This window comes from Hymenobacter daecheongensis DSM 21074 (assembly GCF_900141805.1).
Classification (GTDB): Bacteria; Bacteroidota; Bacteroidia; order Cytophagales; family Hymenobacteraceae; genus Hymenobacter; species Hymenobacter daecheongensis.
On record NZ_FQYN01000002.1, the window covers coordinates 397468 to 422623 of the forward strand.

The window sequence follows — 25156 nt, forward strand, 5'->3', positions numbered from 1 at the left end:
CGACCCGGCGGGCGCGGCTATAGGCTTTTTAGCAGAAGCTATAGCTGTTTAGCAAACTGTATTTTCTACGTTTCCAGCGCTCAGGCGGGTATTTGCAGCAGCTCAGCGATGCGTAGCGAGATATCCACGAACACCATGCGCGGGTTGGCGTTGCGCTCGATGTGGTAGTGCGCGTCGTTGATTTCGGTGGTGAGCGAGTCGGCGTTGCGGCGGTGCACGAAGCGGCTGAACCCCTGCACGAACGGCTGCTCGGCCGCGGGCAGGTGCGGCACAAACTGCGCATCAATGCCGAACAGCAGCACTTTGCGCAGCACGCCCAGCGCGTAGTGCAGAAACTCCTTTTGGTTTTCGCGGCCCAGCTTCTGAAACTCGTCGCTCTGGCTGAGTAGCTTGTCTACTTTGTAGCCGTAGCACTGGCGCATCCACTCCACGAAGAAGGCGAAATAGTCGTTGTCGGAGGAGCCGGCGGCAGTGCGGGCAGCCAGCGCGAAGCCCAGGTTGCCTTCGGCCAGCTGAGCCAGCTGCCGGGCTTTCACTTCGGGCACCTGATGCTGGTCGCGCAGGTAGGCGGTGAGGTCATTTTCGGAATACGGGCGCACCACCACCGGCTGCACGCGGCTGATAATGGTGGGCAGCAGCTGCTCGGGCGCGAAGCTCACCAGCAGAAATATGGTGTCGGCCGGTGGCTCTTCCAGCAGCTTGAGCACGGCGTTGGCGGCGGCCGGGTGCATCAGCTCGGGCAGCCAGACAATCACAATTTTGAACCGCGCCTCAAACGCCTTCAGCGACACCAGCTTGAGCAGTTGCAGGCTTTCTTCCTTCGAGATGCTGCCCTGCTTATTTTCGGCTCCGATGTGCTGCATCCAGTCGTTGAGGCCCTGGTAAGGGTTTTCGAGCACGAAGCCGCGCCACTCGGCCATGAACTTACTGCTGACGGCTTCCTTGGCCACGGCCTTGGTCGTCGTCACGGGCACGATGAAGTTCAGGTCGGGATGAATCAGCTTGTCGGTTTTCTGACAGCTGGCGCACTTCCCGCACGAGTCCTCGGCCTCGGGCTGGCGGTTTTCGCAGTTCAGAAACGTAGCGTAGGCCAGCGCCAGCGCCAGCGCCGCCGAGCCCTCGGCCCCACGAAACAGCTGCGCGTGCGCCACGTGCTGCCGCCGCACCGACTGCCGCAGCAGCTGCTTGACGGCGGCTTGGTTGGGAATTTCGGAGAAACGCATCCGCTGAATAATTAATGAGGAGCAATGACGAATGAGCAGCTGACCGACTGCTCTGCAAACTGCTCATTCATCATTGCTCATTACTAATTGATTTTTCCCAAACTCTATCCTTGGCCGTAGCGTCGAACACGTGCTGCATGATGGCCTGCTCCGTGGCATCGTAGGCCAGCTGGCGGCGGGCCATTACGCGCTCCGCTACTTCGGTCACTTTCGGCAGCTTGAAGGTTTCGAAGCCGGCCGCGCCGCCCCAGCTGAACGACGGGATGAACGTGCGCGGAAAACCGGCCCCGAAGATATTGGCCCCCACGCCCACCACCGTGCCGGTATTGAACATGGTGTTGATGCCGCACTTGCTGTGGTCGCCCAGCATCAGGCCGCAGAACTGCTGGCCGGTGCTCACGAAGCGGCCTTTGGCGTGGCTCCAGATTTTGACCGGCGCGTAGTTGTTCTTCAGGTTCGAGGTGTTCGTGTCGGCTCCCAGGTTGCACCACTCCCCAATGACGGAGTTGCCCAAGTAGCCGTCGTGGCCCTTGTTGGCGTAGCCCAGAAAGATGCTGTTGCCCACTTCGCCGCCCACTTTGCTGAACGGCCCCACGGTGTTGTCGCCGCGCATTTTGGCCCCGGCATTGATGTGCGAGCCTTCGCACAGCGCCAACGGGCCTTTAATGATGGCTCCCTCGTGCACCTGCGAGTTTTTACCCAGATAAATCGGGCCGTCCTCGGCGTTGAGAATAGCCGCCCGAATCTTCACGCCGGGCTCGATGAAGATGTTTTCCGTGGCATACACGATGGTGTGGGCATCGCCGATGGGCGCCGACTGCCGACCGCGGGTGAGCAAGTCGAAGTCGCGGCGGATTTCGGCGCCGTTGCGCAGAAACAGGTGCCACAGCTCGCTGATGACCGTGACCGGCTCGGCCACTTGCCGGGTGTCGGCGAGGCCATCCTGAATCAGCTCGGCCACGTTGGCGGCGTCGGCCAGGTGGGCCGCTACCAGCAGTTCGCCATCCAGCAGCGCCTCGCCGGGCCGCAGGGCCTGTACCTGCCGGGTTAGCACCTCATCGGGGCACACGGCTCCGTTGATGACCAGGGCCGGCCCCGCTACGTTGCCCGCCGGATATTTGGCCTGCAGATACTGCTCCGTGAGGTAATGCACGTCTGCGCCGAGGCGATGCTGCCACTTTTCAGCAATAGTGAGAATGCCGCACCGTAGCGCCGCCACGGGCCGCGTGAAGGTAAAGGGCAGCAGATTGGGCCGGATGGCCGGGTCGTCGAAGAGCAGAACGGTCATAAGGAAGGCTGGGCGCGAGTGCCGTTGGCGTTGGAGAAAACAGGCGGGCTGGGGTAGCCAGTATACCTGCGGCCGCGAAGTTACCTTGGCAGGCCTTGGCGGCCGAAAAAAATTATTGCGGCCGACTGAATCCACTTAAAAAGCAAAAGCTCCTTCCGGGGCGGAAAGGAGCTTTGCCTGAATTGGAAAGCTGAAAGCCAGTGGCTTACAACTATTTTTTCTGGTAGCGGGTGCGGAACTTCTCCACGCGGCCGGCGGTGTCGAGCAACACGTTTTTGCCTGTGTAGAAGGGGTGCGACTTGCTGCTAACTTCCACCTTGATGACAGGATAGGTCTTGCCGTCCTCCATGGTGATGGTTTCGCTGGAGGTCATCGTGGAGCGAGTGATGAATTTGAAGTCGCTGGACGAATCCTGGAACACAACTTCGCGGTACTCGGGGTGGATGTCTTTTTTCATGATCGGGGAGTTAAAACCTGCGGGCCCTGCCGATTTTGCGGAAGGGACTGCAAAAGTACACGTTAGCTGCGGATTTCAAAAACCTGAGCGCGTCTTTTCCAGATTTATGCGCGCTGCTAGTACGGCCAGGGAAAATTGTTTAGTTTTGGTTCTTGTTTTTTACTAATTAGTTATTCGTTTTTATCCTCCCCACTGATGGTCCGGAAGACTTCGCTTGCCGCCGTATTGCTACTGTTGCTGGGGGTTTCCCTGGCCCTGGGCGCTACCATCACGCTCTTCCAGGCCAGCTTCGACGGCACCAACGTGCGCGTAGATTGGGAAGTGACCAACGAGGCCGGCGTCGACAGCTACGAAATCTGGCGCAAGGCCAACAACGAGCCTTCCTTCGGCCGCCTCACCACCGTGGCCCCCACCGCCCAGCGCCGCTACCAGTTCCTGGATACCAACGTGTACCGCGGAGTGGCGGGCACCACCAGCGGCGGCCCGTTCACCTACCGCCTCACCGTGCGCACCACCACCGGCGACCAGAACTACACCACCGTACTGAACCCCACGCCTAGCGCCGTACAGCGCTCCTGGGGCAGCATTAAGTCGATGTTTCGCTAGGTGGTGAAATAGTGAGATGGTGAAATAGTGAGTTTGATGTTCAACTTGCGCCACTAACGCCACCAGAACAAAAACTCACCATTTCACCATCTCACTATTTCACCATATGCGCCTCTGTTTTGCTACTAATAATGAGCACAAGCTGACCGAAGTGCGGGCGCTGCTGCCGGCTTCCATTGAACTGGTGAGCCTGCGCGACATTGGCTGCTACGAAGAGCTGCCCGAAACCCGGGACACGCTGGCCGGCAACGCCCGGCAGAAGGCCGAATACGTGTGGGAGCACTACCACACGGCCTGTTTTGCCGACGATACCGGCTTGGAAGTGACGGCCCTGCACGGCGAGCCGGGCGTGTATTCGGCGCGGTATGCCGGCCCCCAGCGCTCGGCCGCCGACAACGTGCAGAAGCTCCTGCGCGAGCTACGCGGGGCCTCCGACCGCAGCGCCCAGTTCCGCACCGTGGTGGCGCTGGTGCTCCCCTCCGGCGCGTGGCACGAGTTCGATGGCGCAGTGGAGGGCCGCATCACGGAGGAGCCGCGCGGCGCCGACGGCTTTGGCTACGACCCCATATTTGAGCCCGCCGGCCACGCCGAAACATTTGCCCAGATGCCCCTGAGCCGGAAAAACACGATGAGCCACCGGGCGCGGGCGGTGGAGCAGCTGGTGACGTTTTTGCAGGAAACGGAGAAGTAAGCGCCGCTTTGCGGGGAATATTACGGCAATATTACCCTGGAGCACTTTACGCAGCGGGCATTTGCTTACTTTTGCACGGTTGGCCCCGCCGGTACGGGCCACTTCCCCACCCCATGCAACACCCTTTCATCGTCGGTATTACGGGCGGCAGCGCTTCGGGCAAAACCACGTTTTTGCGCCGCCTGCTGGCCTCGTTTCCCGAAGAAGACATCTGTCTGATTTCGCAGGACAACTATTACCACCCGCGCGAAAATCAGTTTATCGACCTGAACGGCGTCACCAACTTCGACCTGCCCTCGTCGATCGACTCGGCCTCCTACGCGGCTGATGTGCTGCAGATCAGCCAGGGCCGCGAGGTGCGCCGCCCCGAGTACACGTTCAACAACCCGAACGTGGTGCCCAAGGAGCTGGTGTTCCGGCCCGCCCCGATTGTGGTAGTGGAAGGTATTTTCGTGTTTTACTTCGAGGAAGTGGCCAAGCTGCTCGACCTGAAGGTGTACATCGATGCCCAGGAACATGTGAAACTGCAGCGCCGCATCGTGCGCGACCGGGACGAGCGGGGCTACGACCTGGAAGACGTGCTCTACCGCTACACTAACCACGTGGCCCCGACCTACGAAAAATACATTCAGCCCTTCAAACAGGACGCGGACATTATCATCCCCAACAACCGGCATTTTGATAAGGGTCTGGAAGTGTTGGTAGGCTTCCTGCAAGGCAAAATAGCTCCCGCCCGCAAATAGCCCGGCTTCCCCCTTTTCAATTGCCCTGGTGCGCTCCGCTTTGCGGAGAATGCCGGGGCAATTTTCGTTTCCGGCCCGCCGCTCTGGTTGGAAATGGCCAGCGTACAGCGTAGCGCGAAAATCTGTTTCGCGCTACAGCTCAGCGAACAAAAAGGCCCGGCAGTCGGCCGTTGGTGGGCCGAATACCTGGCGGGCGTTGCGGCGGCCGGCTGCTTTGGCTATATTTGTCACCATTGCCGCCCCCGATGTCCGCTTTCATCACCTCATTTTTCCCTCGCCTGCGCTTCACGCTGCTCACAGCCACGCTGCTGTTTGTGCTGTCGTTGAACCACCAGGCCGTGGCTACCTTCCGGCTGCCGGTGGGTAAGGCTACGCACGTGGGCAACGGCCCGAAAGGGGCCGTGGTGAAGCAGAAAGTGACGTTTGAAGCTACCACGGCGCTGGCCGGCTGGCTGGCTCCGGCCCTGCAGGCGTGGCTGCCCGCCCCGGCGCTGCCCACATGGCTGGGTCAGAAACTGCAACCCTCCGTGCTGCGCCCCCGGCCCAGCGCGGTTCCCGATTTATTTCGTGCCCGCTTGCTGCTCGCGGCCCTCTCGCCGCAGGCTCCCTAAGCGTTTCGTTGGCGGTGCCATCCGCTAAGTCCGCCGTGCGCCGCACTAGCAGCGCAGCACGGGCGGCCGGGTGGCCAGGTGTGGCTTGCAATTTTCCCGAATACACTTTTCTTTTTTTCAATGCGTAATAAAGGACTTATTATCGCCCTCACCCTCATTGTGACGGTGTTGTGCATTTACTTCCTGTCGTTCACTATGGTGTCGCGGCGGGTACAGAAGCAGGCGGTGGACTATGCCACCCGCAACGGCCAAACCGACCAGCCCAAGCGCCAGCACTACCTGGACTCGGTGTGGCGCGCCCCGGTTATTAACGTGCTGGGCGTGGATTACACTTATAAAGATGTGCGCCAGAGCGAGCTGGGCCTTGGCCTCGATTTGAAGGGCGGCATGCATGTGACGCTAGAAGTTTCGCCGGTGGAAATCGTGCGGGCCATGTCCGGCAACTCCAAGGACGTGAACTTCAACAAAGCCCTGACTCAGGCCCAGGAGCTGCAGAAAACCAACGCTTCGACCCCGTTCACGGCCCTGTTTGCCCAGGCCTACCGCGACATTGCGCCCAACGACAAGCTGGCCCGCATTTTTGCTAACACTACCAATAAGAGCCGCGGCATCGACATCAACTCGACCAACGAGAAGGTGATTGCCGCCATTGATAAGGAAGAGGAAGAAGCCATTGAGCGCTCCTTCAACATCCTGCGCACCCGCGTGGATAAGTTTGGCGTGAACCAGCCCAACATCCAGCGCGTGAAGGGCACCGGCCGCATTCAGATCGAATTGCCCGGTGTAGACAACCCCGAGCGGATTCGCAAATTGCTGCAGGGCCAGGCTAAGCTGGAGTTCTGGGAAGTATGGCGCCAGGATGAGTTCGGCCCGTATTTCAACCAACTGAACGAAGTGTTGACCGCTAAGGAAGCCGCCGAAAAGCTGAACGGCACCGCCGCCAAGCCCGCCGCTGCTACCACCGACACCACCGCCACGGCCGCCGCTGCCACCCCCGGCGACTCGACCTCGCTGGCCAGCCAGCTGGCTAAGAAAAACGCCAAGACGACCGCCAAAGCCGATTCGGCTAACCCCGCGCAGCAGAGCAGCCTGTTGGCCAAGCTCTTCACCATGCCCGGCGCTTTGGGCTCGAACGTGCGCGACACGGCCCGCGTGAACAACCTGATGAAGAGCCCCGAAGTGCGGGCCGTATTGCCGCCGAACCTGACCTTCCTGTGGGGCGTGAAGCCCGACCTGATTGAGGGCCAGGAGTATCTGCAGCTCTACGCCATTCGCAAAACCCGCGAGGCCGTGGCCCCGCTGGGCGGCGAAGTGGTGGCTGATGCCCGTCAGGACTACGACCAGGGCGGCCGCCCCGAGGTGAGCATGCAGATGAATCCCAGTGGGGGCAGCAAGTGGCAGAAGCTGACCGCCGCCAACATCGGCCGGCAGGTAGCCATTGTGCTTGATGACTACGTGTACTCGGCCCCCGTGGTGCAGGCCGAAATTGCCGGGGGCAACTCCAGCATCTCGGGTAATTTCACCATTGAGGAAGCTCAGGATTTGAGCAACGTGCTGAAAGCCGGTAAGCTCCCCGCTCCTACCCGCATCGTGGAAGAAGCGGTGGTAGGTCCGTCGCTGGGTCAGGAAGCCATCAACCAGGGCTTGTATTCGTCCTTGGCTGGCTTGCTGATTATTATGGTGTTTATGGCCATCTACTATGGTAAAGCTGGTCTGGTGGCCGATCTGGCCCTGCTGTTCAACGGCTTCCTGATTCTGGGCGTGCTGGCACAGTTCGGCACGGCCCTCACGCTGCCCGGCATTGCCGGTCTGGTGCTCATCTTCGGCATGGCCGTCGATGCCAACGTGCTGATTTTTGAGCGCATCCGGGAAGAATTGAACCACGGCCTGGCCGTGAAGGATGCCATCAACAAAGGCTACGCCCGCGCTTTCTCGGCCATCTTCGACTCGAACGTGACCACCATGCTAATTGCCGTGATTCTGGGCTTCTTCGGCACGGGTCCGGTGCAGAACTTCGCCATCACCCTCGGTATCGGCGTGCTCACCTCGTTCCTGTCGGCCGTGTATGTGTCGCGCATCATCATCGAGTGGCTCACCCGCGGCAAAGACACCACGAGCATCTCGTTCAGCACCCCGCTCTCGCGCAACCTGTTCCAGAACGTGAACTTCGACATCGTGGGCAAGCGCAAGATTGCCTACGCCGTTTCAACCATCATCATCGTCACCGGCTTTGTGCTGATGGCCGTGCAGGGCGGCCCGAACCTGGGCGTTGACTTCCGCGGCGGCCGCAGCTACGTGGTCGATTTCAGCAAGCCCGAAGTGGCTTCTGACGTGAAAGAGGCCCTGGCCAAGGACTTCCAGGGCGCGGGCACGGAGGTGAAAACCTTCGGCGCGGAAAACCGCCTGCGCATCACCACCAGCTACCTGGCCAACGACGAAAGCACCGCCGCCGACACGAAAGTGCAGGAAGCCCTGCTCAACGGCCTAAAGAAGTACGGTGCCGACAATCCGAAGATTCAGAGCACCTCGAAAGTGGGCGCTACTATTGCCGACGACATCAAGAAAACCTCGGTGCTGAGCCTGGCGCTCACCCTGCTGGGTATCTTCGTGTACGTACTGTTCCGCTTCGAGAAGTGGCAGTATTCGATGGCCGCCGTTATTGCCCTCTTCCACGATGCGCTGCTGGTAATTGCGGCTTATCCGATTGCCCGCCTGTTTGGCCTGAACTACGAGATGGACCAGATTTTCGTGGCTGCCGTGCTCACCATCATCGGCTTCTCGATGAACGACACCGTGGTGATTTATGACCGGATTCGGGAATACCTGCGGGAGAATCCTCACCTGACGTTTGCGCAGGTGGTGAATCCGGCCCTGAACAGCACCTTCTCGCGCACCATGATTACGTTCACCACCGTGTTCCTGGTCGTGCTGGTGCTCTACATCTTCGGTGGCGAAACGCTGCGCTCGTTCTCCTTCGCCATGATTGTGGGCGTGATTTTCGGCACGTACTCGTCGCTGTTCATCGCTACGCCGATCATTCTGGACACCTACGGCCGCAAGGAAGCCCGCGAGCGGGGCACCACGGCTACCACCGACCTCACCGGCACCGACGCGCCCAAGCTGTCGACGACGGTGCATTAAGGTTTCTTTTTTCCTGCTTTAAAAAGAGCCCGGCCACCATGGCCGGGCTCTTTTTTTGGTCCGGGCCAGGGGTTCATGGCGGTTTTACTATCTTTTGTAGGTGGCAAGGCAACCTTTGGGCGGCTGCCTTGCGAGTGCCCCTCCGAAACCCCGCTGCCGTGACCCGATCCGACCACGACCCTGAGATGCTGACAGCGCTGCTGGCCGGGTGCCGGCAGGCGGAGCGCGGCTGCCAGCGGCGGCTCTACCTGCTGTACTACAGCTTTGCCATGGGCATTTGTCTGCGCTATACCCACACCCGCGACGAGGCCATGGAAGCCGTGAACGACGGCTTTCTGAAGGTTTTCAGCAGCCTGACGCGCTTCGATATGACGCGGCATGAGCTGGCCGGCTCGTTTCGGGGCTGGCTTAAGAAAATTATGATTCATACGGCTATCGACCACTACCGCAGCCAGCAAAAACACCAGCACCAGGAAGAGCTGAACGACACGGCCTACGCCCGGCTCGACGGCGGCCACACCGCCCTTGACACGCTGGCCTACGACGAGCTGCTGGCCCTGATCCGCCAACTCTCGCCGGCCTACCGCACCGCCTTCAACCTCTACGTTATCGACGGCTTCACCCACGAAGAAATCAGCCAGCAGCTGGGTATTTCGGTGGGCACTTCCAAATCGAACCTGTCGAAAGCGCGGGCCCACCTGAAGGAACTCCTTAAAAAAATAAAGCACCATGCATACGCCGGATATGTCGGATGAGGAGCTCGACGCGCTGTTTCGGCAAGGGGCCGGGCAGTATCCCGACGAACACAACCTGAGCGCATGGCTGGAGATGGAGCGCAAGCTCGATGCCGCCGCCGTGCGCGCGCAGGTACGCGGCAAAGTGCTCCGGATTTTTGCCCTGGAAACCGCCATACTTCTGCTTGCGCTGCTGGGCTGGCTGGGCTATTCTCGCTACTCAAACGTAGCACCAGTCAGGGCCGAAGCGGAAGCCAACCCTGCAAACTCCGCGCTGACAGCGGAAACGGCAACACCCCCCGCGCCGCACCGCGCCACCACGCGCCCTGGCCTGCGCGGAGCCGAGCAGGCCGGCCGGCATTCGGGCCCAAATTCGGCACTGACGACGCCTGCGGACCGCCCGTTGGCAAACCAACCCACGCGCCTCGCGGTGGCTTCAGCCGATCTGCTACGCACTCCCATGCGCCGCCGCGGGTGGCTGGTGGGGCCGGGCGCGGAGCCATCTGCCCGCCGCAGAGCCACCAGCGCAGAACCCGAAGCTCCCGTGGATGCGCCCGGCGCAGTGGCCCGGCACCGGGCCGCGTGGTCCTTCGGCGTAGCGCCGCTGGGGCCGGAAATCAGCCGCGTATCGGCTCAGCGTACGCGGCAGCCCGGCACTTCCCCGACGACGACGGTGGCAACTACGACGAAGGAAGCGGCTACCGCCACTGTGCTGGCAGGAGCAACAACTACGACGGGAGAAATGCCAACCATGACAAAAGGAGTAGCTGCTTTGACGGAAGTACCAGCTACTACGACGGAAGCAACAGCTACTACAACGGAAGCAACGGCGACTAAAACGGCGGAAGTGCCAACTACGACGGAAGTAAAGGCGACTACGACGGCAGAAGCGGCAACTACCGTGACGGAAGCCGCGGAGGCCCCACAGGCCACGAATACTGAGGTAGCCAGCGGCAGCGCCGCGGTGCTCCCGGCCGCGCCCGACTTGGCCGCAAATCAGGCCGCCACGCCCGTGCCGGCTCCCGATTCGGTGGTGGAAAAGCCGCGCCGGCAGGCGCCGCTGGCGGTTCCGCGCCTCAGCCTGGCCGTGCTGTATGCGCCGGAGCTGAGCACGGTGCGCTGGGCGCACTACACCACGCCGGGCAGCAACGTGGGGGCCATGCTAGAATACCGTCTCGCGCCCAGGTGGCGGCTGAGCGCCGGGGCCTTGCGCTCGGTGAAGCGCTACGCCGCCCGCGGCTCCGACTATCATCCGCCGGCCGGCTACTGGACACACCGCTACACCATTGATGAAATAGAAGCCACCTGCCGCATCATCGACTTACCGCTCAACCTGCGCTACGATGTGCTGCAGCGGCCCCAAACGGCCCTGTTTGCCGCCGTGGGCCTCTCCTCGCTGCTGATGCGCAACGAGGACTACCGCTACTACTATGAGCTGCAAAACCAGCCGGTGGTGCGCAAATGGAGCCTGCGCCGGGGCTCAAATCATTGGCTGAGCGTGCTGAACCTGTCGGCGGGCTATGAGCGGCGGCTGGGCGGGCGCTGGGCGGCGCAAGCCGAGCCATTTGTGAAAATTCCGCTGGGCGGGGTAGGCTTCGGCAAGGTGAAGCTGAGCAGCGCCGGCGCGTTTTTCTCCCTGAAGTATGCGTTGCCGACGGCCCGGTAGCGGGGCCGCAACCAGCCGCGGGCGCTGTCTTTGCTCACTACTACGCTTTCATTTTCTTCATTTGCTGTCAATATGCTGAGTCGTCGTTTTTTCCTGCTGTTGCTGCTGCTGAGCGCGGGCAGCTGCGCGTATGACAATGCCGAGGAGCTGCTCGAACGCAACCCGCCGCCGGTGTGCGAGGATGTGGCCGTGACCTACAGCGGCATCATTTCCCCGCTGCTGGACCAGCACTGCCGCAGCTGTCACAACCGCCAGGACCGCCAGGGCAACATTGACTTGGATGGCCACCAGGCCGCGAAACGCTACGCCGACAACGGCCTGCTGGTGGGCGTTACGAGCCACGCGCTGGGCTTCGAGCCCATGCCCAAGAACGCGGCCAAGCTCTCCGACTGCGACCTGAGCCGCATCCGGAAATGGGTGGCCGCCGGCGCGCCCGACAACTAATGCCCGCTGCTGCCTGATTTCTTTCCTGAGTTCTGCCCGCCATGAAATACATGCTGATTTTTGCCCTGAGCCTGCTGCTGCTGCCCCCCGGCCGGGCGCAGAGCAAGTACTCGACCCGCGCCGGCCTGATTACCTTCTTTTCCAGCGCCCCGCTCGAAGACATCGAGGCCCGCAACACGCAGGTGGCCGCCGTGCTGGACTTGAGCACCGGGCAAATGGCCTTCACGGTGCCCATGAAGGCGTTTCAGTTTCGGCGCAGTCTGATGCAGGAGCACTTCAACGAGAACTATGTGGAGTCGGATAAGTACCCGCAGGCTACGTTTACGGGCCGGGTGCTGAATTTTCAGCCGGGCCTGGGGCAGCCGGCAGGCCCCCAAGCCGTGCAGGTGGAAGGCGACCTGACCATTCACGGCGTGAAGCGCCGCATAACGACCACCGGCACGCTGGAAGTGAAAAACAACCAGCTGCTGGTGCAGTCAAAATTCGTGGTGGCCCCCGCCGACTACAACATCCGAATTCCAGCCCTGGTGCGCGAGAACATTGCCAAAAGCGTAGCCGTGACCGTGGCCCTGACCTGCGGGCCGGTCGGGCCGCTGCAGGCCGTAAAGTCAAAATAACGCCTATGCAACCCGCAATCCGCCTTTTTGCCGCTCTGCTGCTGGCCGCCCTGCTCGGCCACGCCGCGCCCGCCGCCGCCCAAACCGACCTGCTAAAGGAGCTGGAAACTCAGCGTCCCGACAGCCTGCCGCCCGCCCGCGACATCACGCTGGCCACCTTCAAGGGCACGCACATTATCAACTCCCAGTCGGTGGAAACGCCGGGTCAGGGCACGCTCCTGTTTCTGATTCAGCACCGGTTTGGAGCGCTCAACAGCGGGGCTTACGAGTTTTTCGGGCTCGATCAGGCCGTGCTGCGGCTCAGCTTCGAATACGGCCTGACTGACCGGCTGACAGTGGGCGTGGGCCGGGGCTCGATGGAAAAAACCTTCGACGGCTTCCTGAAATACCGCGCCCTACGCCAAAGCGACGGTGCCCGCGCCATGCCGGTGTCGGTTACGCTGCTGGCCAGTTCGGCCCTCACGTCGTTGCGGTTTCCGGCCGCGGAGCGCAGCTTTGCCAGCCGCCTCGCCTACACTTATCAGGCGCTGGTGGCCCGCAAAATCAGCCCGGCGCTGTCGGTGCAGCTCATGCCCACGGTCATTCACCGCAACTTCGTGGACACGCGCCGCGCCCAGAACGACGTGTATGCCCTCGGCGGGGCGTTTCGCCAGAAGCTCACCAAGCGCGTGGCCCTCACCGCCGACTATTTCTACCTGCTGCCCGGAGCCACCGCCGACGAGTTCCGCAACCCCATCGGCCTAGGCTTCGACATCGAAACCGGCGGCCACGTGTTTCAGCTGCACTTCACCAACTCGCAGGGCATGATCGAGAAATTCTTCATCCCCGAAACCCGCGGCCGGGTGTCCAATGGCGACATCTTCTTCGGATTCAACGTGGTGCGGGCCTTCACGGTGAAGGACCGGCGGTAGGGCCTCAGTCCCGGCTCCGGGACCTCACCCCCGGCCCCTCTCCTTGGGGAGAGGGGAGCCGAACGGCGCGGATACAGCGGAGTCGTCGGCTTCGCTCCAGATAGATGAATTCGGTGCTATTTCAAAACACAAAAGCCCCCTGCTGCGCAGCAAGGGGCTTTTGTTCATTCTAACCGTCTGGTTCTCCTCTCCTATGGAGAAGGGCTGGGGTGAGGTTTCGGGATTATACCGTGATGCCTTCGGCCACTACTTCCGTTACTTCCGGCACCATGCGCTTGAGCAGGTTTTCGATGCCCGATTTGAGCGTGACGGTAGCCGACGGGCAGCCCGAGCACGAGCCCTGCAGGTTCACCGTCACCACGCCGGCTTTGTAGGAGCGGAAGGTGATGTTGCCGCCGTCCTGCTCCACGGCGGGGCGCACGTAGTTTTCGAGCAGGTCGATGACTTTCTGGCTGATCTGCTGATCCTGCTCCGAGGCGTCGCCGGTGGCGGCGGCGTGCTGGGCGGCCTGCTGCTCGGCGGCGGGGTCTACGGTGAAAATCGGGCCGTTGGCCTCAATGTACGACTTCAGGAAAGTGCGCAGCTCGGGGATGAGGTGTGTCCAGGTGAGGTCAGAGTTCTTGGTGATGGTGACGAAGTTGGCGGCAATGAAAACGCGGCCTACGTAGTCGAAATTGAACAGCTCCTGGGCCAGCGGCGAATTGGCGGCGGCTTCCAGGTTTGGGTAGTCCACGCTCACCCCGTCGCTGAGCAGCAGCGAGTTGAGCACGAACTTCATGGATTCGGGGTTGGGGCTGGCTTCGGCATAAATGGAAACCGGAGCGGCGGGAGCAGTGAAGGTATCAGCCATGTTTGAAGGACTTGGAGACGAAGGGAAAACGGCGCGGCACGCCGACAAAAACGCTAACACGCGCGGCAGTGAAACCATGCCGGGCGCTGGATGTTGCAAAGGTACGCAAGGAATCAGCACGGGGCCCGCGCCTACACCCGGCTGGCCCGCGCCCGCAGCACCATATCGGCCAGCACCAGGTTGGTCATGGCATCCACGATGGGCACGGCGCGGGGCAGCACGCAGGGGTCGTGGCGGCCTTTGCCGGCCAAGGTTATTTCCTCGCCCTGGTCGTTGATGGTAGCCTGGGGCTGCAGGATGGTAGCCACGGGCTTGAATGCGACCCGGAAATAAATATCCTGCCCGTTGCTGATGCCGCCCTGAATGCCGCCCGAGTGGTTGGTGCGGGTGCGCACGGCTCCAGCCTCGTCGGTATAAAAAGCGTCGTTGTGCTCGGAGCCGAACAGCAGCGTGCCCGCGAAGCCGGAGCCATATTCGAAGCCCTTCACGGCATTGATGCTCAGCATGGCCTTGCCCAACTCGGCGTGCAGCTTATCGAACACCGGCTCGCCCAGCCCGGCGGGCACGCCCAGCGCCACGCCCGTCACGATGCCGCCCACCGTATCGTGCCGGTCGCGGGTCTGGCGGATGAGGGCGGCCATGCGCTCGGCGGTTTCGGGGTGGGGGCAGCGCACGGGGTTGGTGTCGGTCAGGCCGAGGTCGAGCTGCTCGTAGCCCACCGGCACCGCCACCGCTCCCACCTGCGACACGTAGCTCTGGGCTGTGATGCCGACCGTGCGCAGAAAAGCCGCCGCTACGGCCCCGGCGGCCACGCGGGCGGCGGTTTCGCGAGCCGAGCTGCGGCCCCCGCCGCGGTAGTCGCGGCGGCCGTATTTCTGGTCGTAGGTATAGTCGGCATGCGAGGGGCGGTAGGCGTGCTCGATGTGGGAATAATCGTGGCTGGCCTGGTCCTGGTTGCGAATGAGCAAGCCAATGGGCGTGCCGGTAGTGAGGCCCCCAAACAGCCCCGAAAGCACCTCTACCTGGTCGGCTTCCTTACGCGGCGTGGTCAGGTCGCTCTGGCCCGGCCGGCGGCGGTCCAGCGCCCGCTGAATCTCCTCGGTTTCGATAGCTACCCCGGCCGGGCACCCGTCAATAATCACCCCAATGCCCACCCCGTGCGACTCGCCAAACGTGGTAATGCGAAAAACGGAGCCGAAAGAATTACTCATGAGGTGGTGGAGTTGTGAAATGGTGAAATGGTGAAATAGTGAAATAGTGAGATGGTGAAATAGTGAGATGGTGAAATAGTGAGATGGTGAGATGGTGAAATGGTGAGTTTGATGTCCGGTTTGCGCTTGATGCGCCACTTGCACGAACTGAACATCAAACTCACCATTTCACCATTTCACTATTTCACCATCTCACCATCTCACCGGCTGCGCCACCGGCTGAAGATGGCTACGGCTAGTAGCACGGCCAGAATGATGTTGGCGTACAGGCGCACTTGGCGGTACTCATTCAGCGGGCGCAGCGTGTTGTCGGCCGTGTTCAGCACCTCCTTGTAAAAGGGATCGGCAGGCAATGAGTCGAAGGTAGCAAGGCGCTGGGCGGCTCCGCCGATGCGGGGGTGCAGCCCGGAGTGCAGCGTGTCGTAGCGAGCAGTGGCGGGGTTGAAAACGACCAGCGCAAACAATGTATCCAGGGGCAGCGGGCCGGGCTGGCGGGCCACCAGGCGGTAGCTGAACTGCTTGCTGCCTCCCACACGCCCGGCCTGGCGGGTCAGGTTTTGCTCCACTTCGGGGCCGTATACTTCCAGCGTGGGCCCGGTCGCCACCGTTGGGGCCGACAGTGCCGCTAGGTTGCCCTCGCCTTCTACCACAAATCCGTAGCGAAACGCCTCGCCCGTGCGGAACGCCGTGCGGTCGATGGTTTCGAGCAGCCGGAACTCGCCCACCGGCACCTGGTCGCGCAGCGGGTGTGGCGGCAGCGGTTTCACCTCAATGGTGCGCGGCTGCGAGAGGTACGTTTTATAGCCGGCCAGGCGATTGTCGAGGCCCTCGGCGGGCTTTTTGGCCACGCGGTACTTTATCATCTGCAGCGGCACGGCCGGAAACGTGAGCGGCTGGGCGTTCAGCGGGTAGAGCATAGCCTCGTAGAGGCGGTAGCGCAGATACTGCTTGCCGCCGGCCGTCACGGTTTCGGGCTCTATTTCCTGCTCGTTGAACGACTCTTCCCACACCGTGCGCTGGCGCAGCTGCCGCAGGATGGCCGGCAGCTGCCGCGTCAGGTCGTAGAAGTTGAGCAGGCCCTGATCGGCGGGCGTGAGGTAGAAATACAGCCCGATGTGCACGCCCTCGCCCACAAATACGCTCATTTTGTCGGGCACCAGGGCCAGAAACGCCTGGTCCTGCAGCTCCACGTACTCCTGGGGCTTGGGCTTGCCGAAAAGCTGATCGAGCAGGCCTAGGCCCTGCACCGGGCCGGGTGCCGGAGCCGCCGCGGCCGGCTGGCTCACCACGCGCACCGCGCCGCCGCCCGAGCGTACGGTGAGGCCGTTGATGGTCATCGTGAACGGCTTGAGCACGTAGTCGCCCTCGCCGTAGGCCGCGTAGCGCTGCGTAATGGTCAGCTCGACGGACGTTTTGCCATTCACGATGCGCGTGGTGGTCGTGCTGGACTTGCCGCTTTTCTTGAACCCCTCCAAATCCGGAAAGGCCGAATACTTCTCCAGCGCGGCCCCACGCAGTCGAAAGCTGATGGTGTAGTACTCATTAATAGAAAGCTGCGGGCGGCCCAGCACAATATCGGCCTCGGCGGCGCTGGTCGGGGCGGGCGGGGCGGGGGCCGGCTGCGCGGGAGCCGCGGGGGGCACGGTCTGAGCCCGTGGCGCGCCTGCCGCCCCGAGCCAGAGCAGAAGCAGGAAGCAAACAAAACGCACTGGTACAGCCATAGCAAACATTTCCCGACGGCCTCAAAGCTACGCAAAAAGCCTGCTGAGCCCGACAATGCCCGCTTATGGCTGGCCGGCATTCTTATATAGCCGCAATTGCATACAAAAAATTCGGGAGCTTGTCAATCCGTTTTTTCGGCTCGCCCGTAAATGCCTTTCAAATCTCCTTCTGCTTCCGGGCTTTATTCAAGAAAACGACCTTTTCAGGCCGCTGTAGAAGCATTTTACCTTTTCTTCTCACCCTAACTGTTCCTAACCCATGTCCAAAATCCTCAACTCCGGCGGGGACGAAGCGGAATTCGCTAAGCCGCTCTACGTGCCGATCAAGCGTCGCTCGTTCTTCATGTATGCCGGCGCTACCGCCGGAGCCACCGCCCTGCTGCTCTCGGGCTGCGACGATGATAACGTAGATCCGGTAACCCCGGCCGGCACCGTGAGCCTGGGCTCCGGCGATGTAGGTGTGCTGAACTTCGCCTACGCCTTGGAACAGTTGGAAGCCGCGTTCTACGCGAAAGTCAAAGCCAGCCCGGCCAGCGACTTCTCTGCTGCCGAGAAAGACTATTTCTCGCAGGTAGCTGCTCACGAAGCCATTCACCGCGACTTTTTCAAGGCGGCCATCAACCGTGATGCCCCCGGCAAAATCATTCAGGACCTGACCCCAAACTTCGACAGCATCGACTTCACGAAGCGGGCCACGGTCCTCAGCGCCGCCAGAACTTTCGAGGATCTGGGCGTGCAGGCCTACAACGGCGCGGGCAAATACCTCAAGACGGCAGCTTACCTCGTCATTGCCGGCCAGATCGTTTCGGTAGAAGCGCGCCACGCGGCCTACGTCCGCGACCTGATTTCCAACGGCAGCTTCGCCGACGACTCCATCATCGACCCCGTTACCGGCCTCGATAAGGCGCTGGAGCCAGTGGATGTAATTGCCGCCGCCCAGGGCTTCATCAAAGAAAAGCTGGACGCTACCAGCGTTGGCAAGTAATTTCTCCCTCCGTTTAACGACTCCTTATCATGAACATATTTCGCATCATCGAGCAATTGTCGGAGGTAGATGCCGACGTTTTGGGCCGCTTTGATTCCCGTCGGGCTGTTTTCAAAACGCTGGGCACCACCGCTAAGCGGGGCGCGCTGGCATCCGCTCCGGTTTTCTTGGCCTCTTTGTTTCAGAAGGCTTACGGCCAGGGCACCAAGCCTACCGTCATCGAAGTACTGAACTACGCGCAGACGCTTGAGCTGCTGGAAGAAGACTTCTACAAGAAGATGGTAGCGGCCGGCCAGGTGCCTGCCGGTGCCCCCAAAGGTGCCATCGACCTGATCCTGAAGCACGAGACGGCGCACGTAAAACTGCTCGATACCACTATCAGAGCTTTGGGCGGCACTCCGGTCACTGGGGTCAAGTTCAAGACCTCCGCTTTCCCAGCCGACTATACCACGCAGCTGGTAGTAGCGCAGGCCCTGGAAGATACGGGCGTGCGGGCCTACAAAGGCCAGGCCGGCAACCTGATGGGTGCCATGGCTGGCACTACCAGCCTGCTTCAGGTAGCCCTGCAGATTCACTCGGTAGAAGCTCGCCACGCGGCGCATATCCGCACCATGCGGATGCAGACCCCCTGGATTCCGGCCGCTGATTCGGCCCTGGCCGCGCCGCTGGGTCCAGTGTATACTGGTGCCATTCCGGAGAGCAACACCACGCAGTCGAACGTAGACATCACCAAGCTCGGCGCTGGCTACACGGCCAACGATGCCGCCGCTTCGTTTGATGAAATCCTGACGATGGCCGAGGTGCTCGATGCGTCGCGCGCCGGTGGCCTGGTGCAGCCTTAGTCAGCTACGCCGCTACCCATTGCCAAAGGCCGGTCTTCCCAGACCGGCCTTTTTTTGGCTTCGGCGGCACGCAACCTTTGCCGGCTGTCGTTGCTCCCCTACTTGGTGCATCCCGGTTTATCGGAGTACCTTTGTTCAGGTCGTCCCGGCGGGGCGGCGGAGTTTTACCCGTTGGTGTTTTTCTGCTGATGTCTGAGTCTGTTGCTCCTGTTTCCTTTCTGGCCCGTGCCATGCAGCGCCGGTCGTTTTTTCGCGTAGCCGGCGCTACGGTGGCCGCTTCCACGCTGGTGCTGGCCGGCTGCGGCACAGACGACCCCACGCCTACCACCCCGGCCGCCGGTGCCAACGTGCTGACGCTGGCCGCCGGCGAGGTGGGCCTGCTCAACTACGCCTACATTCTGGAGCAGCTGGAGGCCGCCTTCTATCAGAAAGTGGTGGATGCGCCGCCCGCCGACCTGCGGGCCGGCGAAAAGGAGGCTCTCACGGAGCTGCGCGACCATGAGGTCATTCACCGGGAGTTCCTCAAGTTTGCGCTGGCCGATAAGGCTATTGGCACCATCGAGTTCAACTTCAGCTCCGTCACGTTTACCACGCGCGAAGGCGTGTTCACGGCGGCCAAGAAGCTGGAAGATCTGGGCGTGGCCGCTTATGCGGGCGTAGGCAAGCTGCTTTCGGGTAGCTATCTGGCGCTGCTGGCCAAAATAGCCTCCGTAGAGGCCCGACACGCGGCCTACGTGCGCGACGCACTGCAGCCCAACTCCTTCGGCACGCCCGATGCCGGCATCATTGCCACTACCGGCGACTACGCCGGCCTAAACGTGGCCCTCACACCCGCGCAGGCAATGGCCGCCGCCGCGCCGTTTCTGAACTTCACCGTCGACGTTTCGCAGCTTCCCACTACCTAAGGCTGGTTGCCGGCTCTCTCTTTTCCTATGAATATTTTCAAACTACTCGCCACGCTGGCCGAGGTCGATCCGGAAGCCTATCAGCGTCAGAGCGCCCGCCGTGGTATGCTGAGCCGCCTGGGCCAGGTGGGCCGCAAAGTGGCCGCTACGGCCGTGCCGCTGGGCCTGGGGGCGTTGCCGCAGCAGGCGCACGCCGGCACCCAAACGATTCTTGACACTTTCACGCTGGCTCTCACGCTGGAGCAGCTGGAGCAGGAGTTCTATGCTACGGCGCTGGAGCGCGGGCGGCAGGGCACGTTGGTGTTTCCGGCCGGCACGCAGGCCGTCATTCAGCAGATTCAGGGACACGAGCAGTCGCACGTCACGTTCTTTCAGCGCCAGCTGCAGCGCTCTGGGGCTGCGGTGCCTGCCAAGCCCAACTTTGATTTCACGGGCAGCAAAAACGGCACGAAACCCGCTCTGTTTCCGGATGTATTCACCAGCTTTGCCACCTTCCTGAAAGTGGCCCAGCTGCTGGAAGACACGGGCGTGCGGGCCTATAAAGGCCAGGTAGAGGTGCTGGTGGCCGATAACGACGTGCTGGAAGCCGTGCTGCAGATTCATGCCGTGGAGGCCCGCCACGCGGCCCACATCCGCGGAATGCGCCGTGCCCTAGGAGCCACCGTGCGCGACTGGGTAAGCTCGGAAGATGATATCATCACGACGGCAGGCAGCACCGATGCCGTGTACGGCGGCGAAGACGCGACCCGGCAGATGCTACCCGGCACTCCCGTCAAATTCTTCCCTGCGGATACCACGCCCGTTGCTCCGGGTCCGAAGCCGCTGGTTCGGTTGGGCGAGGCCTTCGATGAACCCATCACGGCTACCGTGGCGGCCAACCTTGCGGGGCTGTTCATTTATTAACCCAACCATAACAGCTTTGCGACAGCAAGGAAACACCAACGGTGTTTCTTTGCTGTCGCTTTTTTATGGGCAAACCGAGCCATTTAGCCAGCTCAGCTTGCACTTTGGGATTTAATTTTTGTATCTTTCAACAAACGTCAAAATTCACAACCGTAGCGTGGAGCCTTTTTTAAGGTTTTCGTATACGCTCTTCGTCTGCTACCACTACTGCTCCTACCCCATCCCACCTAAAACTCCTTTGACCGATGCTGGAATACGTGAAGACCATTCTGCTCAAAGTTAGTTTCGACAAAATTCTTTTTGAAAAAGAGCTGCGCAAAGCGTTCCGAATGCTGGTGCCGGCCGAATTGAAGGACCTGAAAATCTGGTGCTACCAGCAGTTTTCCAGAGTATATCACCGCATCCTGAACCGCGTTTTCGCGCAGGCCGCTTAGGCGCTGAATTTCGCCCGCCCAGGCTGATTTACTTGCCGGCGTCTTCCCCCGTCACAAACCTGATATTGCGCGTCAGCCCCGCGTAGCCCGTGCGCTTCACCGCCGACTGCCGGAACAGCTCCGAGAACAGCTCGTGGGTTATTTCCTGCCAGTCGGTGGTGCTTAGGTGCGGCAGCTGCGGATTGGGCTTGAACTGCGACTCCGTGTGCGGCTTGGCGAAGCGGTTCCAGGGGCACACATCCTGGCAGATGTCGCAGCCGAACACCCAGTTGCCGAACTTGCCGGCTACTTCCGTCGGAATCTGGTCCTTCAGCTCGATGGTGAAGTAGCTGATGCACTTGCTGCCATCCACCACGTAGGGCTCAGTGATGGCCCCGGTCGGGCAGGCATCGAGGCATTTGGTGCAGGTGCCGCAGTAGTCCTTGATGGGCCCATCGTAGTCCAGCTCCAGGTCCACGATCAGCTCGGCAATGAAGTAGAACGAGCCGGTGCCGGGCGTGATGAGGTTCGCGTTTTTGCCCACCCAGCCCAGGCCGCTCTTTTTGGCCCAGGCCTTGTCGAGCACCGGGGCCGAATCGACGAAGCAGCGGCCGCCCACTTCGCCTATTTCCTGCTGGATATCCTGCAGCAGCGTCTTGAGCTTGTCTTTGATGACGAAGTGATAGTCGCGGCCGTAGGCGTATTTGCTGATTTTGAGCGTGTCGTCGCGCTGCTGGTCTTCCTCGGCGGGATAGTAGTTGAGCAGCAGCGAAATCACGGATTTGGCCCCGTCCACGAGCAGGCGCGGGTCGAGGCGCTTATCGAAGTGGTTGGCCATGTAGGCCATCTGGCCGTGCATGTTGCGGTTGAGCCAGTTTTCAAGACGCGGGGCTTCCTCTTCCAGAAAGTCGGCCTTCGAGATGCCACAGTACATAAAGCCCAGCTCCGCCGCCCGGCGTTTGATGAAAGCAGTGTATGCGGCGGTGGGAAGCATGGCTTTGAGGAATGGCTGACTACAAAATTACGGTATTCAAACCCTTATGTCATCCTGAATGCAGCGAAGCGGAGTGAAGGACCTTCCTCTTCATCTATACAAAGCTCCTTTCAACGCACAAAGCCCTTTACCACGCGAACGGTAAGGGCTTTGCTCATTTTATAAAGTTTGTCGCTCAACGGAGGAAGGTCCTTCACTCCGCTTCGCTGCGTTCAGGATGACAGTTGGTTACCCTTCCGCCCCAAAAAGGTCCGTCGTGTTGCCGCGCAGGTGTTGGGGCATGAGCTTGCCGAGGTGCTTGTAGGCGGCTTCGGTGGCTTCGCGGCCCCGGCTGGTGCGCTTCAGATAGCCTTCCTGAATCAGGAAGGGCTCGTAGACTTCTTCGATGGTTTCGGCTTCCTCGCCGCAGGCCGTGGCAATGGTGCTGATGCCGACCGGGCCGCCCTTGAACTTGTCGATGATGGTGTTCAGGATGCGCTTGTCCATATCGTCAAGGCCCTGCGAATCTACGTCGAGGGCGTTGAGGGCAAACTGGGCAATTTCGACGGTGATGGTGCCGGTGCCTTTGATCTGGGCGAAGTCGCGGGTGCGGCGCAGCAGGTTGTTGGCAATGCGGGGCGTACCGCGCGAGCGGCGGGCAATTTCAAAAGCGGCATCCTCATGAATCGGCGTGCCCAGAATTTCGGCCGAGCGCTTCACGATGCTGGTCAGCAACGTAGAATCGTAGTACTCCAAGCGGGCCGAAATGCCGAAGCGGGCCCGCAGCGGGGCCGTGAGCATACCCGAGCGGGTGGTGGCCCCGATGAGCGTGAACGGCGACAGCGAAATCTGCACCGAGCGGGCGTTGGGGCCCGAATCGAGCATGATGTCGATGCGGTAGTCCTCCATCGCCGAGTACAGGTACTCTTCCACCACAGGGTTGAGGCGGTGGATTTCGTCGATGAAGAGCACATCGTTGGCCTCCAGGTTGGTGAGCAGGCCGGCCAGGTCCGATGGCTTGTCGAGCACCGGGCCGCTGGTCATCTTGATGCCCGATTCCAGCTCGTTGGCGATGATGTGGGAGAGGGTGGTTTTGCCCAGGCCGGGGGGGCCGTGCAGCAATACGTGGTCGAGGGCCTCGCCGCGCTGGCGGGCGGCGGCCACGAACACGCGCAGGTTATCGACCACCTTATCCTGCCCCGCGAAATCGGAGAAGGAAAGGGGCCGCAGGGCCTTGTCGATGTCTTTTTCGGAAGCGTCCAGGTGGCTGCTGTCGCCGGTCAGATAGGTTTCGCGCATGATGAAAAGCGTGAGATTTGGTAGCGGAAAGGTAACACAACCCAGCCCCGATTCCTCCCATTTTTAGCAAAAAAAGCCGGACAAGTGGCCGGCAATGCTCTTTTATCTAACCATATTAGCAAAACCCCGCGTCTTCCTGTTTCCCAAAGACTTTTCGCCGGCTAATGCTTGCGTAATTTGCGGCCCCAACCGCTTCCCTTTTATGCCCGATTCTGCTCCCCTTGCCACCTGGCTGCACTCCTTGCCCGATGACTTCTACGACCAGCTAGCCCACGCGCTTTCCCTGCATGGCATGGCCGCCGCTGAGCTGCTAAGCCGACCAATTGACGAGCTGCCCCGCCAGATAACCACCCTCACCGGCCTCGATGCGGCCCAGGTGGCCCGGCTCAATACCATCGGCAGCCACGCGCAGCTGGTACAGGCGCTGGAAGAAAACCCGCGCCAGCTATACGACCTGCTGCTGGTAGGCGGGCTGGTGCTGGATACCTCGCTGGCGGTGCCGGTGCTGGCCTACGTGCGCCAGCAGATGCGCATTGACAATGCTCAGCTGGCCAAACTCAAACAGTATTGCCTGGAGTTGAGCGGCACGTTTCTGGGGGCCTTGGAGCAGCACCTGCCGGCCGCACTGCTCACGGGGCTGCACCGGCTGCGGGTAGAAGAAGTGTTTGCGCGGTACGTGGCCGCCAACCCGCCGCCCCCGCCCACGGCCGCCACCATCCGCTTCACCGACCCGCAACTGCAGATGATGCGGCTGGCGCTGCTGCTGGTGCACTCGTTGCCGGAGGCCGGCGAGCAGCCATTCATGCGGGCCGTGGCCGCCATCGAGCCCTTGCGGCCGGCGGCGCTGGAACCGATGATTGCGCGGCTGGGCCAGCTGCAGCCCGCCGAGGCCCTGCTCCTCACCCTGCCCGAGCTAGTGCAGCTTTACCAGGCCATGCAGGTGTGCGGAATGGTGTTCGTGAGCGACGTGCTGGGCACGCTGGGCTTGGAAGAAGCCCTGCCCCAACCCGCGGCCGAAGGCTCCGCCGCCCCGCCCGCGGCCCCGGCCAGCAGCCGGCAGGCGGTGGGCGAAATGGTGAGCAGCTTCACGCACTGGGTGCAGCAAACCTTCCCCGACGCCCCGGAAATAGCCGCCGCGCGGGCACAGGTGCTGGCCCTGGCCGACGCGCTGTAACGGACCGTAAGCAGCACGTCATACCGAGCGAAGCCGAGGTATCTCGCGTGCTCCGTTAGGTTACTAATCCGCCGTCAGCACGCGAGATACCTCGGCTTCGCTCGGTATGACGTTTTGCTTTAGTTGCCTCCGCCAGCGGGCAGCACTACTTCTACTTCGAGCTGGAGCCAGTCGTCTTCCCAGGCTTTGTGGGTGAGGCGGGCGGTGAGCGGATAGCCGGCATCGAGCAGGCGGGCGCTGGTTTCGTTGCGCACTTCGGGCAGGTAACCCAGCCAGACGCCGCCCTCGGCCTCAGTGGTCAGCACTTTCACGGCCCAGTCGTCGTACTTGCTGTCGGCCTCGCGCACCAAGCGCAGCTTCTGACCCAGGTACAGGTTGGGTTCGTGCTGTTTGAGGTTTTCGCGGTGGGTGGTGCCGGCCACGAGGCATTCGAGCAGGACCAGATCGGGAGCGGATGAGGCGGGAGCAGGTTTCATGGTGCCAATGTACAGGAGTGGCGGCAGTTTTGGGCCGGAATTACCCTTGGCGCAGGAATGCACCGCCGGACTTCAGGCGACCAAGCCGAAAAAAGATACGCTTCAGTCGAACTCCGATACCTATAAAAGCCACTTCGATCCACATTGGAACCAATTCGATCCACGTTGCCTCGATTTCGATCCATATTAGTACTAATTCGATCCACGTTGGCCCGATTCCGATCCACGTCACCTCGATTTCGATCCACGTTAGCCCGATTCCGATCCGCGGC

Annotated in this window: 25 protein-coding genes; 16 read left to right on the plus strand and 9 right to left on the minus strand. The window is 61.5% G+C overall.

Annotated elements, in window-relative coordinates; translation table 11 throughout:
• Positions 1 to 80: 80 nt before the first annotated feature.
• The 3 genes from BUB62_RS04570 to BUB62_RS04580 form a co-directional block, all read right to left on the minus strand.
• Complete coding sequence (locus BUB62_RS04570; RefSeq protein WP_073106745.1) at positions 81 to 1223, minus strand: DNA polymerase III subunit; 1143 nt, start codon at positions 1221 to 1223, stop codon at positions 81 to 83.
• Positions 1224 to 1293: 70 nt separating this feature from the next.
• On the minus strand, positions 1294 to 2511 hold the full coding sequence (locus tag BUB62_RS04575; RefSeq protein ID WP_073106748.1) for a GlmU family protein: 1218 nt from the start codon (positions 2509 to 2511) through the stop codon (positions 1294 to 1296).
• A gap of 211 nt (positions 2512 to 2722) precedes the next feature.
• Entirely contained in the window at positions 2723 to 2968 is a 246-nt protein-coding gene (locus BUB62_RS04580) for a type B 50S ribosomal protein L31 (RefSeq protein WP_073106751.1), read from the minus strand.
• Positions 2969 to 3163: 195 nt separating this feature from the next.
• Between BUB62_RS04580 and BUB62_RS04585 the strand changes: the two genes are divergently transcribed.
• The 10 genes from BUB62_RS04585 (at position 3164) to BUB62_RS04630 (ending at position 13132) form a co-directional block, all read left to right on the plus strand.
• The gene (locus tag BUB62_RS04585) at positions 3164 to 3574 is read left to right on the plus strand and encodes a hypothetical protein (protein WP_073106753.1); all 411 of its coding nucleotides are present in this window, start codon (positions 3164 to 3166) and stop codon (positions 3572 to 3574) included.
• Between the two features lie 106 nt (positions 3575 to 3680).
• Positions 3681 to 4265: an RdgB/HAM1 family non-canonical purine NTP pyrophosphatase gene (gene rdgB, locus BUB62_RS04590; RefSeq protein WP_073106756.1), complete on the plus strand. Its 585-nt coding sequence runs from the start codon at positions 3681 to 3683 to the stop codon at positions 4263 to 4265.
• Between the two features lie 113 nt (positions 4266 to 4378).
• Positions 4379 to 5008, plus strand: coding sequence for a uridine kinase family protein (locus BUB62_RS04595; RefSeq protein WP_073106759.1), 630 nt, complete (start codon positions 4379 to 4381; stop codon positions 5006 to 5008).
• Between the two features lie 245 nt (positions 5009 to 5253).
• Complete coding sequence (locus BUB62_RS04600) at positions 5254 to 5619, plus strand: hypothetical protein (RefSeq protein WP_073106761.1); 366 nt, start codon at positions 5254 to 5256, stop codon at positions 5617 to 5619.
• Between the two features lie 120 nt (positions 5620 to 5739).
• Positions 5740 to 8760 carry a protein translocase subunit SecDF gene (secDF, locus tag BUB62_RS04605; RefSeq protein WP_073106764.1) on the plus strand — a complete coding sequence of 1007 codons (3021 nt, stop codon included), beginning with the start codon at positions 5740 to 5742 and terminating at the stop codon, positions 8758 to 8760.
• A 158-nt stretch (positions 8761 to 8918) separates the two neighbouring features.
• Positions 8919 to 9515, plus strand: coding sequence for an RNA polymerase sigma factor (locus BUB62_RS04610; protein WP_234988630.1), 597 nt, complete (start codon positions 8919 to 8921; stop codon positions 9513 to 9515).
• Positions 9490 to 11160, plus strand: coding sequence for a porin family protein (locus tag BUB62_RS18915; protein WP_143164029.1), 1671 nt, complete (start codon positions 9490 to 9492; stop codon positions 11158 to 11160). Before BUB62_RS04610 ends, BUB62_RS18915 begins: the two co-directional genes overlap by 26 nt.
• Before the next feature lie 72 nt (positions 11161 to 11232).
• Entirely contained in the window at positions 11233 to 11604 is a 372-nt protein-coding gene (locus BUB62_RS04620; protein WP_073106774.1) for a hypothetical protein, read from the plus strand.
• 41 nt (positions 11605 to 11645) lie between these two features.
• Positions 11646 to 12221: a YceI family protein gene (locus tag BUB62_RS04625; RefSeq protein ID WP_073106777.1), complete on the plus strand. Its 576-nt coding sequence runs from the start codon at positions 11646 to 11648 to the stop codon at positions 12219 to 12221.
• A 5-nt stretch (positions 12222 to 12226) separates the two neighbouring features.
• On the plus strand, positions 12227 to 13132 hold the full coding sequence (locus BUB62_RS04630) for a DUF5777 family beta-barrel protein (RefSeq protein WP_073106779.1): 906 nt from the start codon (positions 12227 to 12229) through the stop codon (positions 13130 to 13132).
• A gap of 223 nt (positions 13133 to 13355) precedes the next feature.
• Here BUB62_RS04630 and BUB62_RS04635 read toward each other — a convergent pair whose 3' ends face one another.
• The 3 genes from BUB62_RS04635 to BUB62_RS04645 form a co-directional block, all read right to left on the minus strand.
• Complete coding sequence (locus tag BUB62_RS04635; protein WP_073106781.1) at positions 13356 to 13982, minus strand: NifU family protein; 627 nt, start codon at positions 13980 to 13982, stop codon at positions 13356 to 13358.
• A 131-nt stretch (positions 13983 to 14113) separates the two neighbouring features.
• Positions 14114 to 15193 (minus strand): chorismate synthase, encoded by a 1080-nt coding sequence (gene aroC / locus BUB62_RS04640; RefSeq protein ID WP_073106784.1) that lies wholly within the window; start codon positions 15191 to 15193, stop codon positions 14114 to 14116.
• Positions 15194 to 15393: 200 nt separating this feature from the next.
• A complete protein-coding gene (locus BUB62_RS04645; protein WP_159437406.1) occupies positions 15394 to 16836 on the minus strand; it encodes a BatD family protein in 1443 nt (480 codons plus the stop codon).
• A 337-nt stretch (positions 16837 to 17173) separates the two neighbouring features.
• On the opposite strand from BUB62_RS04645, the gene BUB62_RS04650 reads away from it, so the two are divergent.
• The 5 genes from BUB62_RS04650 to BUB62_RS04670 all read left to right on the plus strand — a co-directional run bounded on the left by BUB62_RS04650 (position 17174) and on the right by BUB62_RS04670 (position 20983).
• Positions 17174 to 17899, plus strand: a complete 726-nt coding sequence (locus tag BUB62_RS04650; protein WP_073106787.1) for a ferritin-like domain-containing protein — start codon at positions 17174 to 17176, stop codon at positions 17897 to 17899.
• 29 nt (positions 17900 to 17928) lie between these two features.
• Positions 17929 to 18741, plus strand: a complete 813-nt coding sequence (locus BUB62_RS04655) for a ferritin-like domain-containing protein (protein WP_073106790.1) — start codon at positions 17929 to 17931, stop codon at positions 18739 to 18741.
• Positions 18742 to 18929: 188 nt separating this feature from the next.
• Entirely contained in the window at positions 18930 to 19646 is a 717-nt protein-coding gene (locus BUB62_RS04660) for a ferritin-like domain-containing protein (RefSeq protein WP_073106793.1), read from the plus strand.
• A 27-nt stretch (positions 19647 to 19673) separates the two neighbouring features.
• Entirely contained in the window at positions 19674 to 20549 is an 876-nt protein-coding gene (locus tag BUB62_RS04665; RefSeq protein WP_073106796.1) for a ferritin-like domain-containing protein, read from the plus strand.
• A gap of 245 nt (positions 20550 to 20794) precedes the next feature.
• On the plus strand, positions 20795 to 20983 hold the full coding sequence (locus BUB62_RS04670; protein WP_073106798.1) for a hypothetical protein: 189 nt from the start codon (positions 20795 to 20797) through the stop codon (positions 20981 to 20983).
• Between the two features lie 28 nt (positions 20984 to 21011).
• Here BUB62_RS04670 and queG read toward each other — a convergent pair whose 3' ends face one another.
• Together queG and ruvB are read right to left on the minus strand one after the other, a co-directional pair.
• Positions 21012 to 21956 (minus strand): tRNA epoxyqueuosine(34) reductase QueG, encoded by a 945-nt coding sequence (gene queG / locus BUB62_RS04675; protein ID WP_073106801.1) that lies wholly within the window; start codon positions 21954 to 21956, stop codon positions 21012 to 21014.
• Between the two features lie 228 nt (positions 21957 to 22184).
• The gene (gene ruvB, locus BUB62_RS04680) at positions 22185 to 23234 is read right to left on the minus strand and encodes a Holliday junction branch migration DNA helicase RuvB (protein ID WP_073106803.1); all 1050 of its coding nucleotides are present in this window, start codon (positions 23232 to 23234) and stop codon (positions 22185 to 22187) included.
• A gap of 202 nt (positions 23235 to 23436) precedes the next feature.
• Here ruvB and BUB62_RS04685 point away from each other — a divergent pair, with 202 nt between their 5' ends.
• A complete protein-coding gene (locus BUB62_RS04685) occupies positions 23437 to 24408 on the plus strand; it encodes a hypothetical protein (RefSeq protein ID WP_073106804.1) in 972 nt (323 codons plus the stop codon).
• A gap of 119 nt (positions 24409 to 24527) precedes the next feature.
• Here the strand turns inward: BUB62_RS04685 and BUB62_RS04690 are convergent, their stop codons facing one another.
• Positions 24528 to 24884, minus strand: a complete 357-nt coding sequence (locus tag BUB62_RS04690; protein WP_084538827.1) for an HIRAN domain-containing protein — start codon at positions 24882 to 24884, stop codon at positions 24528 to 24530.
• Positions 24885 to 25156: the final 272 nt, after the last annotated feature.

Excerpts from the sequence above, each read along its gene's own strand:
- queG (WP_073106801.1), bottom strand. The coding sequence starts at position 21,956 with ATGCTTCCCACCGCCGCATACACTGCTTTCATCAAACGCCGGGCGGCG.
- BUB62_RS04595 (WP_073106759.1), top strand. The coding sequence starts at position 4,379 with ATGCAACACCCTTTCATCGTCGGTATTACGGGCGGCAGCGCTTCGGGC.
- BUB62_RS04570 (WP_073106745.1), bottom strand. The coding sequence starts at position 1,223 with ATGCGTTTCTCCGAAATTCCCAACCAAGCCGCCGTCAAGCAGCTGCTG.
- BUB62_RS04625 (WP_073106777.1), top strand. The coding sequence starts at position 11,646 with ATGAAATACATGCTGATTTTTGCCCTGAGCCTGCTGCTGCTGCCCCCC.
- BUB62_RS04600 (WP_073106761.1), top strand. The coding sequence starts at position 5,254 with ATGTCCGCTTTCATCACCTCATTTTTCCCTCGCCTGCGCTTCACGCTG.
- BUB62_RS04655 (WP_073106790.1), top strand. The coding sequence starts at position 17,929 with ATGAACATATTTCGCATCATCGAGCAATTGTCGGAGGTAGATGCCGAC.
- BUB62_RS04685 (WP_073106804.1), top strand. The coding sequence starts at position 23,437 with ATGCCCGATTCTGCTCCCCTTGCCACCTGGCTGCACTCCTTGCCCGAT.
- BUB62_RS04635 (WP_073106781.1), bottom strand. The coding sequence starts at position 13,982 with ATGGCTGATACCTTCACTGCTCCCGCCGCTCCGGTTTCCATTTATGCC.
- BUB62_RS18915 (WP_143164029.1), top strand. The coding sequence starts at position 9,490 with ATGCATACGCCGGATATGTCGGATGAGGAGCTCGACGCGCTGTTTCGG.
- rdgB (WP_073106756.1), top strand. The coding sequence starts at position 3,681 with ATGCGCCTCTGTTTTGCTACTAATAATGAGCACAAGCTGACCGAAGTG.
- ruvB (WP_073106803.1), bottom strand. The coding sequence starts at position 23,234 with ATGCGCGAAACCTATCTGACCGGCGACAGCAGCCACCTGGACGCTTCC.
- BUB62_RS04670 (WP_073106798.1), top strand. The coding sequence starts at position 20,795 with ATGCTGGAATACGTGAAGACCATTCTGCTCAAAGTTAGTTTCGACAAA.
- BUB62_RS04580 (WP_073106751.1), bottom strand. The coding sequence starts at position 2,968 with ATGAAAAAAGACATCCACCCCGAGTACCGCGAAGTTGTGTTCCAGGAT.
- BUB62_RS04660 (WP_073106793.1), top strand. The coding sequence starts at position 18,930 with ATGTCTGAGTCTGTTGCTCCTGTTTCCTTTCTGGCCCGTGCCATGCAG.
- aroC (WP_073106784.1), bottom strand. The coding sequence starts at position 15,193 with ATGAGTAATTCTTTCGGCTCCGTTTTTCGCATTACCACGTTTGGCGAG.
- BUB62_RS04690 (WP_084538827.1), bottom strand. The coding sequence starts at position 24,884 with ATGAAACCTGCTCCCGCCTCATCCGCTCCCGATCTGGTCCTGCTCGAA.
- secDF (WP_073106764.1), top strand. The coding sequence starts at position 5,740 with ATGCGTAATAAAGGACTTATTATCGCCCTCACCCTCATTGTGACGGTG.
- BUB62_RS04650 (WP_073106787.1), top strand. The coding sequence starts at position 17,174 with ATGTCCAAAATCCTCAACTCCGGCGGGGACGAAGCGGAATTCGCTAAG.
- BUB62_RS04585 (WP_073106753.1), top strand. The coding sequence starts at position 3,164 with ATGGTCCGGAAGACTTCGCTTGCCGCCGTATTGCTACTGTTGCTGGGG.
- BUB62_RS04630 (WP_073106779.1), top strand. The coding sequence starts at position 12,227 with ATGCAACCCGCAATCCGCCTTTTTGCCGCTCTGCTGCTGGCCGCCCTG.
- BUB62_RS04620 (WP_073106774.1), top strand. The coding sequence starts at position 11,233 with ATGCTGAGTCGTCGTTTTTTCCTGCTGTTGCTGCTGCTGAGCGCGGGC.
- BUB62_RS04575 (WP_073106748.1), bottom strand. The coding sequence starts at position 2,511 with ATGACCGTTCTGCTCTTCGACGACCCGGCCATCCGGCCCAATCTGCTG.
- BUB62_RS04665 (WP_073106796.1), top strand. The coding sequence starts at position 19,674 with ATGAATATTTTCAAACTACTCGCCACGCTGGCCGAGGTCGATCCGGAA.